Annotated in this window: 15 protein-coding genes; 1 reads left to right on the top strand and 14 read right to left on the bottom strand. The window is 30.2% G+C overall.

The features are described from left to right. The 13 genes from L992_RS02015 to L992_RS01955 all read right to left on the bottom strand — a co-directional run bounded on the left by L992_RS02015 (position 1) and on the right by L992_RS01955 (position 11,360). Positions 1-651, bottom strand: a complete 651-nt coding sequence (locus tag L992_RS02015) for a redox-sensing transcriptional repressor Rex (RefSeq protein WP_047380572.1) — start codon at positions 649-651, stop codon at positions 1-3. 26 nt (positions 652-677) lie between these two features. Continuing rightward, positions 678-1,607: a methionyl-tRNA formyltransferase gene (gene fmt, locus L992_RS02010; protein WP_047394113.1), complete on the bottom strand. Its 930-nt coding sequence runs from the start codon at positions 1,605-1,607 to the stop codon at positions 678-680. Between the two features lie 8 nt (positions 1,608-1,615). Continuing rightward, a complete protein-coding gene (gene aroQ / locus L992_RS02005) occupies positions 1,616-2,047 on the bottom strand; it encodes a type II 3-dehydroquinate dehydratase (RefSeq protein ID WP_047380576.1) in 432 nt (143 codons plus the stop codon). Next, positions 2,044-2,505 carry a transcriptional regulator NrdR gene (nrdR, locus tag L992_RS02000; protein WP_047380578.1) on the bottom strand — a complete coding sequence of 154 codons (462 nt, stop codon included), beginning with the start codon at positions 2,503-2,505 and terminating at the stop codon, positions 2,044-2,046. Before nrdR ends, aroQ begins: the two co-directional genes overlap by 4 nt. Positions 2,506-2,514: 9 nt before the next feature. Further along, on the bottom strand, positions 2,515-2,985 hold the full coding sequence (locus L992_RS01995; protein ID WP_047380580.1) for a PTS sugar transporter subunit IIA: 471 nt from the start codon (positions 2,983-2,985) through the stop codon (positions 2,515-2,517). After that, positions 2,979-3,683: a DNA repair protein RecO gene (gene recO / locus L992_RS01990; RefSeq protein WP_047380581.1), complete on the bottom strand. Its 705-nt coding sequence runs from the start codon at positions 3,681-3,683 to the stop codon at positions 2,979-2,981. Before recO ends, L992_RS01995 begins: the two co-directional genes overlap by 7 nt. Beyond that, positions 3,680-4,231: a hypothetical protein gene (locus tag L992_RS01985; RefSeq protein WP_047380582.1), complete on the bottom strand. Its 552-nt coding sequence runs from the start codon at positions 4,229-4,231 to the stop codon at positions 3,680-3,682. The genes recO and L992_RS01985 overlap by 4 nt, the downstream gene beginning before the upstream one ends. After that, complete coding sequence (gene mreC, locus L992_RS01980; protein ID WP_047380584.1) at positions 4,231-5,037, bottom strand: rod shape-determining protein MreC; 807 nt, start codon at positions 5,035-5,037, stop codon at positions 4,231-4,233. The genes L992_RS01985 and mreC overlap by 1 nt, the downstream gene beginning before the upstream one ends. Before the next feature lie 2 nt (positions 5,038-5,039). After that, positions 5,040-6,143, bottom strand: coding sequence for a M20/M25/M40 family metallo-hydrolase (locus L992_RS01975; RefSeq protein WP_047380585.1), 1,104 nt, complete (start codon positions 6,141-6,143; stop codon positions 5,040-5,042). A 143-nt stretch (positions 6,144-6,286) separates the two neighbouring features. Beyond that, complete coding sequence (locus tag L992_RS01970) at positions 6,287-8,041, bottom strand: NADH-dependent [FeFe] hydrogenase, group A6 (protein WP_047380586.1); 1,755 nt, start codon at positions 8,039-8,041, stop codon at positions 6,287-6,289. A gap of 12 nt (positions 8,042-8,053) precedes the next feature. Continuing rightward, a complete protein-coding gene (locus tag L992_RS01965; protein ID WP_047380588.1) occupies positions 8,054-9,841 on the bottom strand; it encodes an NADH-quinone oxidoreductase subunit NuoF in 1,788 nt (595 codons plus the stop codon). A 44-nt stretch (positions 9,842-9,885) separates the two neighbouring features. After that, positions 9,886-10,380 carry an NAD(P)H-dependent oxidoreductase subunit E gene (locus L992_RS01960; protein WP_047380590.1) on the bottom strand — a complete coding sequence of 165 codons (495 nt, stop codon included), beginning with the start codon at positions 10,378-10,380 and terminating at the stop codon, positions 9,886-9,888. Between the two features lie 80 nt (positions 10,381-10,460). Beyond that, the gene (locus L992_RS01955; protein ID WP_047380591.1) at positions 10,461-11,360 is read right to left on the bottom strand and encodes a LysR family transcriptional regulator; all 900 of its coding nucleotides are present in this window, start codon (positions 11,358-11,360) and stop codon (positions 10,461-10,463) included. A gap of 124 nt (positions 11,361-11,484) precedes the next feature. Here L992_RS01955 and L992_RS01950 point away from each other — a divergent pair, with 124 nt between their 5' ends. Next, positions 11,485-11,730 (top strand): hypothetical protein, encoded by a 246-nt coding sequence (locus tag L992_RS01950; RefSeq protein WP_052191620.1) that lies wholly within the window; start codon positions 11,485-11,487, stop codon positions 11,728-11,730. Positions 11,731-11,769: 39 nt separating this feature from the next. Here L992_RS01950 and fba read toward each other — a convergent pair whose 3' ends face one another. Next, a complete protein-coding gene (fba, locus tag L992_RS01945; protein ID WP_047380593.1) occupies positions 11,770-12,747 on the bottom strand; it encodes a class II fructose-1,6-bisphosphate aldolase in 978 nt (325 codons plus the stop codon). Between the last annotated feature and the right edge of the window lie 6 nt (positions 12,748-12,753).

Here is a 12,753-nt window from a genome sequence, read left to right as displayed (position 1 = left end):
CTACTCCACCTTTTCTTTCCAGTAATTTAATTCTTGAAGTTTTCTATTCAAATCTATATGCTCGATTACAACATCTTTTGGAACTTTAATTTCTAAAGATGTCATATTTAAAATTGCTTTTATTCCTGATTGAGTAACTATATCAGTAACTTGCTGAGCAATTGATTTATTCTCTGTTATAATAGCCATATCAATCTTCTTTTCAGAAGCTATTTTAGGAATATCACTCACACTACTTATTTTAATTCCTCTATATTCTTTTCCAATTCTACTCTTAGTTATATCAAAAATACCAACAATATTAAATCTAGGCTTTTCTATTTCTCCCTCTAACAATATAGCATTTCCAAGCTTTCCTGCTCCAACAATTATTACATTATTTTGTTTATTTATTCCCAATATATTTTCAATCATTTCGTAAAGACATTTTACGTTATACCCTTTACCCCTTATTCCTATACATGACTCTATGTCCATTATAAAGTTAGAAAAATCTTTTCTTATTTGTGCTGCTGTTACTCCCAATAAAACTCCCATCTCCTCAGATGATATATAATCCTCTGGTGAAAATTTTTCTAAACATTTTAAATACATAGTTAATCTTTCTATCGTTTTTCTTGAAATCTTTTCTTTTCTTTCTGAAGCTTTCATTATCTTACATCTCCCCCCGATTAATTTTATTTTAGAATTTCACCTATTTCAAATAAATTTCCATTAATACTATCTTTTCCTGAAATATTTTTTTTATTTTCAGGTTTGATATCTGTTAAAATTACGCTTCCGTTTCCTACTTTTACAACAAATCCTCTTCCTTTTATAGAATCTACTATCTCTCCGTTTTCCCCATTGTAAACTCTATTAAATTTTTCTACAGCATAAACTTTTAATACTTTCTCATTATGAGACGTAAATGCTGTTGGGAACGGATTCATTCCTCTTACAAAATTAAAAATCTCTTCCTCTGTTTTATTCCAATCAATTATACAATCTGTTTTTTTATATGGTTTTACAAATGTTGCTGCTGAATGATTTTGAATCTCTCTTTGAGCTGTACCATTCTCAATTTGATCTACAGCTTCATTCAACTTTTCAGCACCAATAGCTTTTAATCTATCATGTAAAGTTAAGAATGTATCCTCCTCATATATTGGAGTAACTCCTTTTAATATTATATCTCCAGCATCAAGTTCTTCTGCTATATCCATAATTGTTACTCCACTCTCTTTTTCTCCAGCTATTATCGCTGCATTTATAGGTGCTGCTCCTCTAAATTTTGGAAGTAAAGATGAATGAACATTTATTATCCCATATTTTGGGAAATCAATTATATTATTTGGAATAATTTTTCCATAAGCTACTACGACTATTAAATCTGGATTTAACTCTTTTATTAATTCAAATGTTTCATCTGTTCTTAACGAGTTTGGTTGATAAACTGGTATCTCGTTTTGTAATCCATACTCTTTAACCGGTGTATATTTTATTTTTTTTCCTCTTGTATTCGGTTTATCCACCTTTGTAAATATTCCTACTATTTCATGCTTTTTTCTTAATGTATCTAATGATGGAACCGCAAATTCCGGTGTTCCCATAAATAAAATTCTCATTTTGCCTCCTATTTTTTTAAACTACTTAAGTATTGAAGAGCCATTTTATACCCTTCAGAACCGAATCCAGTAATTTTTCCTATACATATATCCGATATCACAGATTTATGTCTAAATTCCTCCCTAGAGTAAACATTAGATAAATGAACCTCTATCGTTTTCAGATTAGTTGACAAAATCGCATCCCTTATTCCTATACTGTAATGTGTAAATGCTCCTGGATTTATTATTAAATAATCAATCTTTTCATATGAGTCTTGTATTTTATCTATTATACAACCCTCGTGATTCGATTGATAGAATGTTAATTCCAACCCAAGATTTTTTCCTAATACCTCAATCTCATTATTTATCATATCTAAAGTCTTATTTCCATATATCTCTGGTTCTCTTTTTCCCAAAAAATTCAAATTTGGTCCGTTTATAATTAAGATCTTCATATTTTTTTATCCTTTTTTATATCCTCAACGGTATCAATAAAAGATTTTATATCATCGAATTCTTTATATACAGACGCAAACCTAACATATGCAACTTCATCTAACTCTTTTAATTTTTCTAGTACAAGTTCCCCTAACTCCTGTGTAGTTATTTCATTTTTTAAAGTGTTTTGTATTACCTTTTCCACATCCGCAATAAATTTTTCTAAGTCATCTCTACTTATATTTCTTTTATTAGTTGCTCTTTCTAATCCTCTTAATAGTTTTTCTTTATTAAATTTTTCTCTACTTTTATTCTTTTTTACTACATAAATTGGATTTTCTTCGATTCGTTCATAGGTAGTAAATCTCTTCTCACAACTATTACATCCTCTTCTTCTTTTTATCGAATTATTCTCAGAAAATGCTCTACTATCTATTACTTTTGTGTCTTCGCTATTACAAAATGGACATCTCATACTCTCTCCCTATAAAGCTTCCTCTTTGTCTATACACTCTAATACATCTTTTGCATTTCCACAATTTAAAAGCTTTTCTCTAAAATTTTCATCTCTTATTAATCTTGAAATTCTTGCCAGTACTTTTAAATAAATTTGACTATCTTTAAACGGTGATGCAAATACAAAAAATATTTTTACTTTCTCTTGATCTAAAGATTTAAAATCTACTCCCTCTCTACTTATTCCAAAAGCTATTGTTAAACTCTCCGCTGCATCAGTCTTAGCATGGGGAATTGCTACCCCTTTCCCTATTCCTGTGCTTCCCAAATTCTCTCTTTCTAAAAGAGCTTTGTATATAACATCTTTTTTTTCTATTTTATTGGATTTTCCAATTAAAGTAGATAACTCCTTTAGTGCTTCATCTTTACTTTTAGCTTTTAGATCAAGTGATATAAGTTCCTCTGACATATAGTCAGTTATTTTAACTATGTTTAACATGAGTAACCTCCAAATAAATGTTTCTTTAGATTTAGTTTCGTATCTAAATGATAGTTTATATATTTTTCATAAAGAATAATTGCATCAATTAAAGTATTTAAATCTACATTTTCCTCTGAAATTGATACCGCTTTCTCTATATTTGACAACACTTCAAATAACTCTTTCTTTAAAGGAATAACTTTATCGTTTCCAGAGTCTGTTATTACCGATTCAGAAATATTAAAATATTTTTGACCTGATATATCTATTCTATAACCTTCATTTTTTATAATCCAATTCATCATTTTTAGAATCAGTAAAAAATTAGTGTAGTTATTATTTTTTACGATAAAATACAAAGCCTTTTCTAATCTTTGAAAAAACTCTTTTTTTCTCTCTCCTGGCAAGATTATTTCATTTATTATAGAGAGAATATAAGATGAAATTTCTAATTTTTCTATATCCTTTTTTAAATCATAAAAAAATTCTATAGGGTCAATTGTATTCAGTATAAAATTATCACCTTTTTTGTAAAATGTAAAATTTGATAGAGTTAATAAATCTACCGAACTCTGGTCTCTTTTTTTACTTTTTCTAATTCCTTTAACTAAAAGATCAATCTTTCCAAAATTTTCTGAAAAAACTGTTATAATTCTATCACCTTCTCCAAAGTCTACTTTCTTTACTATCAATCCTTTAGTTTTTATAAATTTCATTTTTTTAGTTCCTTTCTTTTAAGGTCACTATTAACTTTTGTATCCTGCAGATATAACTCTGCTACCTTATTACCACTTTCAAATATCTCCATTTTTATTGGTAATAGATATCCATTTATTTTTTTATATTCTTTTACTCTTATCGTATAAGAATCTTTATATTTTATCTCTTTTACTTTTTCTAAATAATAATTTTCACTAAAACTTTTATCATTTTGATCCTTTTTTTTCAAATCTTTAATAATTGATAAAAAATTACTCACATCTTCACTTTTATTTTTAGAAACCTCATTGAATAATGGTATATAGACAAGAGATTCTCCATTTTCATATTGAAAAATCTCTCCTTTATTCACATTAGGAAGTATTACCTCTTTTCTAAGATAATCTGGAGATATATACTCTATACTATACTCTTTTTTTCTTTCATCTCCATTTAAATAAACTGTCTCTTTTACATTTGAATAAATATCTTTTATATCTGAAATTCTATTATTTGATGCAAAAATAGATACTCCTATAACAAAAAACATAAATAATTTCTTCATTATCTATCCACCTCTGTAAGAACTATTATTTCGTTCATATCCGTTATATTAAATGGTAACTTCACTATATACTCTACATTTTTATCATACTTGGGTTTAATTTCTTGAATCTCTCCTATTGATAACCCTTTTGGATAAACATCACTAATTCCTGATGTTGAAACCTTATCTCCTACTTTTAACTGTGCCTCATGGAATGAAACTGGTTCAAAAATTAATTGATCACTTCTATTTCCTTTAACTATTCCAATTGTATCCTCTGCAGCATTTGCACTAACTATTGAATCTTGGAAAGTTATCATTTGTACGATTGAATAATTTTTAAATACTTTCTCTACACGTCCTATCAAAGTTTCTTTAAATAAAACTGGCATATTTTTTTCTATTCCATCTGCTTCTCCGATATTTATCGCAAAACTCTCATACATCTCTCTCGTTTGTTGAAAACTTATCTTTCCAACTTTAAACTTAAATTTAAAGTGTTCCTTCATCTCTAGAAGATCTCTTAATCTTGTATTCTCTTCTAACAATCTTTGATTTTTTTCTTCAACTAGTGATTTCTCAGCTATTGTATGTTTCAACTTACTATTCTCAGAAACTAACTCTTTATAGTTTATAACACTTTCAGTACTTTCTTTAGCTGTTTTTCCTAAAAAGTAGATACGAGATTGAAATGGTAATAAAAATTCTTCAACCTCTGTCATAGTATACATAAAAACATCTTTTGCAAAGAAAACTATAACCATTATGATTATAAGTAAATATATTATATTTAAAACTCCATTTTTCTTCTTTCCTGTTTTCATCTCTATCCTTTTATAATTTCAACTAATATTTTTGACAAATCTACTAGATCTTTTATTTCAATATACTCCTCTAAAGTATGTACTTTTGACATTCCTACTGCTAAGTTTACACTTGGAACTCCTTTACTATTATAAATGTTTGTATCACTTCCACCACCAGAAGAAACTGTTTCGCCTTGTATTCCTATTCTTTCACAAGCATTTTTTACAATCTCTACTACTTCAGCGTTATCCTCTAATACAAACCCTGGGTATTCTACTTTTACTGTATTCTCTATTTTAGCTCCAAACTCTTTACAAACATCTTCGAATATATCAAATGTTTCTTTTAATAATGCCTCTAGCTTTTCATTAGATAAACTTCTAGCTTCATAATCTAACTCTACAGATGGCATAACAATATTTGTTGCTTGACCACCCTTCACTACCCCAATATTTGAAGTTGTTTCTAGATCTATTCTTCCTAGCTTTATTTTTGTGATTGCGTGTGCTGCTACTGTCAATGCATTAATTCCACTTTCAGGTGATATTCCCGCATGAGCTGGTTTTCCTATAATAGTTATGATTCCTCTTGCTGCTGATGGAGCTTTTGTTATTATTTTTCCAGGCTTTCCACTTGAATCCAATATAAATCCAAAATCTACACCGTAGCTTTCAATATCAAAAGCTTTTGATCCTAATAATCCAATCTCTTCTGCCATTGAAAATACTACTACTATTTCAGGATGCTCTAAATTATTATCTTTTATTACTCTTAACATCTCTATTATAGCTGCAATTCCACCTTTATCATCTCCACCTAATATAGATGTTCCATCTGATTTTATAATTCCGTTCTCCACTATTGGAGTTATTTTTTCACAAGGAACTACTGTATCCATGTGTGCACTAAATAAAAATCTCTTCTTTCCTGGAGACTTTAAAACTCCAATTATATTCCCACAGTTTCCACCGTTTATCTCTCCAGCATTATCCTCTTTTACTTCTAATCCTAACTCTTCTAGTAGTTTAATTAGATAGTCTCCCATAGCTCTTTCATTTTTCGAAGGAGATGAGATTTTTACCATATCTAAAAAATTCTCTACCAATCTAGTTTCTTTTATCATTTGTCCTCCCGTAGGTTATCTATTTTTTGATATTCTTCCCTAGATTATATTACATTGTCATTCCTTTGTAAAGAGTTAAAGACAACAAAAAATAACAGTAGTTCGGTACTACTGTTATTTTTTTCTAATATAGTTATTTAATTTTAATTTTTTTTAGCGTAATACTTTGTATGTAGTATTCTATGTGCCTCTGAACTTAATGGATGTTCTAAATATTTTTCATATAGAGACTGAATATATGGATTTTCATGTGATTTTCTAAACATTTTTCCGTTGTCAATATTTTGCAGTCCAGCAGCTCTTTTTATTACCTTTTCAAAATCTCCATGGTGATACGGTTGTCCTCCTCCTCCAACACATCCACCTTTACAAGCCATAATCTCTATTGCATGGAAAAACTCTTCTCCTGATTTAACTTTATTTAAGATCTCTCTCGCCGAAGATAATCCATTTGCTATAGCTATTCTTACAACTGTATCTCCAACTTTTACCTCACTTATTTTTATTCCTTCCATTCCTCTCATAGATTCAAAATTAACCTCTTCTAAAGTTTCATTTGTCATCCACTCATATAAAGTTCTAGTTGCAGCTTCTATAACTCCACCTGTTCTTCCAAATATAACTGCCGCTCCCGTTGAATATCCTAAAGGATTATCGAATTCTGAATCATCTAATTTTTTTAAATCTATATTTGACTGTTTTAATAAGTGAGCCAACTCTCTTGTTGAAATAGAATAATCTACATCTGGAACTCCATCGGTTGAAAACTCCTCTCTTGAAGCTTCATATTTTTTAGCTAAACATGGCATTATCGAAACATTTATTATTTCATCTCTTTTTATTCCTCTTGCTGGCCCCCAAATATTTTTCAATACAGCACCAAACATCTGTTGTGGAGATTTTGCAGATGATGGAATATCTAACATGTCTGGGTAATGATACTCTATAAAATTAACCCATGCAGGGCAGCAAGATGTTAGTATCGGTAACTTTACACCTTTATCTCCATTTAAGTATTTTTCTAATCTCAATTTAAATTCAGCAGCCTCTTCCATTATTGTTAAATCTGCTGCATAGTTAGTATCAAACACATCATCAAATCCCAATTTCTTTAAAGCTGTAACTAATTTTCCAGTTACATCAGTTCCAGGTTCATATCCAAACTCTTCACCTATTGCTACCCTCACAGCTGGAGCTACTTGAACTGTAACTCTTTTTCTTGGGTTAGCAATATCTTTTATTAGTCCCCAAGTGTAATCTTTCTCGTAAAGAGCTCCTACAGGACACACCGCTACACACTGTCCACAGAATGTGCAGTTCGTTTTATCTAAATCTGATTCAAAAGCTGTAGAAACAACCGATTTAAAACCTCTATTCACTGCAGATAATACTTGGCATTGCTGAATATTGTTACACATATTTTCACATCTTCTACACATTATGCATTTATCTAAATCTCTTACGATTGAAGGTGAAACTTCTCTTCTATATTCAAATATTTTCCCTTTAAATCTTATATCTCTAATTCCAAACTCCATTGCTAAAGTTTGCAAATCACACTTCCCGTTTTTAGCACAAATCAAGCAATCTGTAGGATGATTTGATAACATCAACTCTAATACATTTCTTCTTTTTTCCAAAACTTCCATTGTATTTGTATTTATTATCATCCCTGGTGAAATTGGTGTTGCGCAAGATGGCACTAAATTTTTTCTTCCTACTACTTCAACAACACATATTCTACATGATGCACAATCATTTTTAAATCCAATCTCTGGAATATTCATGTAACATAAGCTTGGTATTTTTATTCCAGCACTCTTTGCCGCTTCTAGTATTGTTGTTCCTGCTAAAGCTTCTACCTCTTTACCATCTATTATAACAATAACATTTTTCATAAATTACCTCCACTAAGCTACATCTATTGCATTAAATTTACAAGCACTATGACAAGCTCCACATTTTATACATCTACTTTGATCTATTACATGTCTCTCTTTTACTTTCCCATCGATACAAGCCACCGGACAAACTCTTGCACATGCCGTACATCCAACACATTTATCATTAACAAGATATCTTCTTAAAGCTTGACATTGACCAGCTCTACATTTTCTCTCATGAATATGTTCTAAATACTCATCCATAAATTGATTTAAAGTTGATAATACAGGATTTGGAGATGTTTGTCCTAATCCACATAAAGATGTAGTTTTTATTGTTTGAGAAAGCTCTTTTAATAGCTCTAAATCTTCCTCTCTTCCCTCTCCTTTCGTTATCTTATCCAATATTTCCCACAATCTTGTATTGCCTATTCTACAAGGTGCACATTTTCCACAAGATTCATCTACGGTAAATTCGAGATAGAACTTAGAAACTCCAACCATACAGTCGTCTTCATCCATTACAATCATTCCACCTGAACCCATCATAGAACCTTTTGCTAATAAAGTATCAAAATCTATCGGAGTATCCAAATCCTTTTCTGTTAAGCATCCTCCAGAAGGTCCTCCAGTCTGAACAGCCTTAAATTTTTTATTATTTTTTATTCCTCCACCAATTTCAAATATAACCTCTCTTAAAGTTATACCCATAGGAACTTCAACTAATCCAACATTATTTATTTTTCCTGCTAAAGCAAATACTTTTGTTCCAGGTGAATTCTTTGTTCCAATACTTCTGAACCATTCAACCCCTTTCAAAATAATTTGTGTTATATTGGCTAGTGTTTCAACATTATTAACAATTGTTGGTTTCTCCCAATATCCTGATTCTGCTGGATATGGTGGCTTTGTTGTAGGTTCTCCTCTTTCACCTTCCATAGAGTGAATAAGTGCTGTTTCTTCTCCACAAACAAATGCTCCTGCACCATATTTTATTTCAATATCAAAATCAAAATCTGTTCCAAATATTTTTTCTCCTAATATTTTCTCTTTTCTTGCAGAGTCAATTGCCTTTCTCAACCTATCTATTGCTAATGGATATTCTGCTCTAATATAAACAAGACCTTTTGTTGCACCTATCGAATATCCTGCAATAGCCATTCCTTCTATTATACTATGTGGATCTCCCTCTAAAATAGATCTATCCATGAAAGCTCCTGGATCCCCCTCATCAGCATTACAAACTATATATTTTTGATCTGATATATTTTTAGAAGCAAACTCCCATTTTAATCCAGTAGAGTATCCTCCTCCACCTCTTCCTCTCAAACCTGAATCTTTAATTATCTTTATTACATTTTCTGGAGTCATTGTAGTCAACACTTTTTTCAATGCGGCATATCCATCTGCTGCAATGTATTGCTCTAATGATTCAGGATCAATACTTCCACAGTTCTTTAAAGCAATTCTCAGTTGCTTTTTGTAGAACTCCATATTTTCCCCTTCAAAAACTCTCTCTCCATTTCTAGGATCGATATATAACAATTCAACTATTCTTTTTTCACTAATTATATCCTCAACTATTATTCTTTCTGCATCATCTGGTTTTACTTCAATATAAAATGTATTCTCTGGAATTATCTTAACTATAGGACCCTTTTCACAAAAACCAAAGCATCCTGTTTGAATAACTTCTACTTCCTCTTTTAATCCATGATCTTTTATTGATTTTCTCAAGTTTTCTACAATTTTTGCTCCCTTTGCAGATAAACACCCAGTACCACCACAAACAAGTATTTTCTTTTTCTCTTTCATAGCTAGCCTCCTAAAATACTTTTAATGCAATAATATAATAATGACTATTTTGATTCTTGTTTTCTATATTTTTCCAATATTTTTTTCATATCTTTTACATCTTCTTTTCCATACACATCTTTACCTATCAGAACAACTGGAGCCAAACCGCAGGCACCAACACATCTTAATGCATCTATCGAAAATAAACCATCTTCTGTAGTTTCTCCAACATCTACTCCTAAATAATTTTTAATACTATTTAATACTTTCTCTGCTCCTCTAACATAACAGGCTGTTCCCATACAAACTGAAATAGGATACTTTCCTTTAGGAACCATTGAAAAGAAGTGATAAAAACTTACAACTCCATAAACTTTTGCTATAGGTAGATTTAGTTCTTTTGCTATAAACTCCTGAACTTCTTGAGGTAGATAACCAAATATTTCTTGCCCTTTATGAAGTACAGAAATTAAGGCACCATTTTTTTCCTTAATTTCATCTATATACTTCTTTAATTCTTCGTACATCTCTTTTTTTAATTCATTACTGCAAGCCATTTTTACCTCCTGTTTTTTCATTTTATTATCTAAAGAATTCACTCTATTTTATTACTATATTTTTTTTTAAAAATCAATAGCTAGAATGATTTAAATTTTTTTTGTAAAATTTCTATAAATTCTTTTTCAACATTGTTTAATTTTTTATTTTTTTTAAAAACAACTGCGAAATCACGATTTAATCCATTTTCTTTTAAAGAAAAGGCTTCAACTCTTTCTTCCCATCGTCTATTTTTTAAAATCATATTAGATGTGAATCCCACTCCCATACCTAAAGATATCATTTCTAAAACACATTCTTGACTTTCTGTTTCTAAATATATATTAGGAATAAATCTGTTTTTTAAAAATATACTTTCTATAACATTTCTTAATTTTTGTTTTTCTTTAAGTAAAATAAATTTTTCCTCACTAAGTAAATCAAAATCTACTCTTGCACCCAAAAATCTTTTACTGTATTCACTATTTTTCGGTGTAACTAAAAACAACTCTTCTTTAAAAAATTTTATATAATCTAAATCTGCTGTCATCAATGGCAATGATATTATAGCAACATCTATTCTTCCATCTAAAATTCCCTTCTCTAAATCTTGGCTATTTTTTTCAACAATCTCTACTCTAATGTTTGGAAAGCTATTCTTTAAATCTGAAAAAAAATATGGTAAAAGATATAAACTTCTATTTGGAGAAACTCCTATAGAAATATTTCCCACTAAATTATCTGATAAGTCTTGCAATTCTCTCCATAAATCTTTTTTCAATTCCAATATTTCTAGAGCTCTTTTTATAAAAATCTCTCCCGCTAAAGTTAATTTTAATGGTGTCACACTTCTATCAAACAATTTAACCTTTATTTGTTCCTCTAAAGTTGCCACATATTGACTTAACGCTGGTTGTGATATATAAAGTTTTGCTGCAGCTTTTGTAAAACTTCTCTCTTGAGCTACACATAGTATATATTCAAATTTATTTAAATCCATTTTAACACCTCCAACAATATTATAACATAAAACTTATAATCATTATATATATTATAATATTAGACTAATATAGGAATGAATGGTATATTGTTTTTAAATAAAAACTTATCGAGGTGTATTTAAAATGAAAAAATCTATAATTATTTCTATCGCTGTAGTTCTATCTTTATTTATTTTTCCGAAATTTAACAAAAATGAAAATACTCATATCTATAAAAATGGAAAAGAGTTCTCTTATTATCAAAATGGTTCTATAAAATCTGAGGCAAACTATAAAAACGGAAAATTAGATGGAGATTATATATTTTATAAGGAGAATGGAGAGATTAGTAAAACTTATATATATAAAATGGGAAAATATATAAAATAAAAAAAACCTGTAGAGAAATCTACAGGTTTTCTATTTAAACTACTTTGCAGCAGTGTAAGCGTTTTCTGAACCGAAAACTGTTTTAATTTTTGATTTGTAGTAAGCTTTCATTTCAGCTTGTGCAACACCTAAGTATTTTCTTGGATCGAATTCTCCAGGTTGCTCTCCGAATACTCTTCTTACTCCTGCAGTGAATGCAAGTCTTCCGTCAGTATCAACGTTTATTTTTGCAACACCTGATTTAGCTGCTCCCATTAACTCTGTATCTGGAATTCCGATAGCATCTTTTAATTGTCCACCGAATTTCTTGATTTCTTCAACGTATTTTTGAGGTACTGCTGATGATCCGTGTAATACGATTGGGAATCCTGGTAATCTTCTTTCGATTTCAGCTAATATGTTTAACTCTAATTTAGGATCAGTTCCTGGCTTGAACTTGTGAGCTCCATGAGAAGTTCCAATAGCGATTGCTAATGACTCTACTCCAGTTCTTGATACGAACTCTTCAACTTCATCAGGGTTTGTAAAGATACTGTGCTCTGCAACAACGTCATCTTCTACTCCAGCTAGAACTCCTAATTCAGCCTCTACAGTTACGTCAAATTGCTTTGCGTACTCTACAACTTCTTTTGTGATTGCTATATTTTCTTCGAATGAATAGTGAGAACCATCGATCATTACTGATGAGAATCCTGCATCTATACAAGCCTTTACTGCGTCTAAGTTTGGTCCGTGATCTAAGTGTAATGCTACTGGAATATCTGATCCCATAGCTCTTGCTCTATCCACAGCTGCCTTTGCTAATAATGGAGCAACCTCTTTTGTCATATATTTTAATGCCCCTGTTGAACATTGTAATATAACTGGTGAACCCATTTCAGCACAAGCTTCTACGATTGCTAACATTTGCTCCATGTTGTTGAAGTTGAATGCTGGAACTGCGTAGTGCTCTCTATTAGCCTTTGCGAACATTTCTCTAGTATTAGATAATCCTAAATCTTTGTAATTATATGACATAACTTT

This window comes from Cetobacterium sp. ZOR0034 (assembly GCF_000799075.1).
GTDB lineage: Bacteria > Fusobacteriota > Fusobacteriia > Fusobacteriales > Fusobacteriaceae > Cetobacterium_A.
The sequence above is the reverse complement of the archived record's forward strand: the minus strand, read 5'-3'. Positions and strand labels throughout refer to the sequence as shown.

Coding starts and splice junctions, on each gene's coding strand:
- L992_RS02015 (WP_047380572.1), bottom strand. CDS start 651: ATGAAAGCTTCAGAAAGAAAAGAAAAGATTTCAAGAAAAACGATAGAA.
- fmt (WP_047394113.1), bottom strand. CDS start 1,607: ATGAGAATTTTATTTATGGGAACACCGGAATTTGCGGTTCCATCATTA.
- aroQ (WP_047380576.1), bottom strand. CDS start 2,047: ATGAAGATCTTAATTATAAACGGACCAAATTTGAATTTTTTGGGAAAA.
- nrdR (WP_047380578.1), bottom strand. CDS start 2,505: ATGAGATGTCCATTTTGTAATAGCGAAGACACAAAAGTAATAGATAGT.
- L992_RS01995 (WP_047380580.1), bottom strand. CDS start 2,985: ATGTTAAACATAGTTAAAATAACTGACTATATGTCAGAGGAACTTATA.
- recO (WP_047380581.1), bottom strand. CDS start 3,683: ATGAAATTTATAAAAACTAAAGGATTGATAGTAAAGAAAGTAGACTTT.
- L992_RS01985 (WP_047380582.1), bottom strand. CDS start 4,231: ATGAAGAAATTATTTATGTTTTTTGTTATAGGAGTATCTATTTTTGCA.
- mreC (WP_047380584.1), bottom strand. CDS start 5,037: ATGAAAACAGGAAAGAAGAAAAATGGAGTTTTAAATATAATATATTTA.
- L992_RS01975 (WP_047380585.1), bottom strand. CDS start 6,143: ATGATAAAAGAAACTAGATTGGTAGAGAATTTTTTAGATATGGTAAAA.
- L992_RS01970 (WP_047380586.1), bottom strand. CDS start 8,041: ATGAAAAATGTTATTGTTATAATAGATGGTAAAGAGGTAGAAGCTTTA.
- L992_RS01965 (WP_047380588.1), bottom strand. CDS start 9,841: ATGAAAGAGAAAAAGAAAATACTTGTTTGTGGTGGTACTGGGTGTTTA.
- L992_RS01960 (WP_047380590.1), bottom strand. CDS start 10,380: ATGGCTTGCAGTAATGAATTAAAAAAAGAGATGTACGAAGAATTAAAG.
- L992_RS01955 (WP_047380591.1), bottom strand. CDS start 11,360: ATGGATTTAAATAAATTTGAATATATACTATGTGTAGCTCAAGAGAGA.
- L992_RS01950 (WP_052191620.1), top strand. CDS start 11,485: ATGAAAAAATCTATAATTATTTCTATCGCTGTAGTTCTATCTTTATTT.
- fba (WP_047380593.1), bottom strand. CDS start 12,747: ATGTCATATAATTACAAAGATTTAGGATTATCTAATACTAGAGAAATG.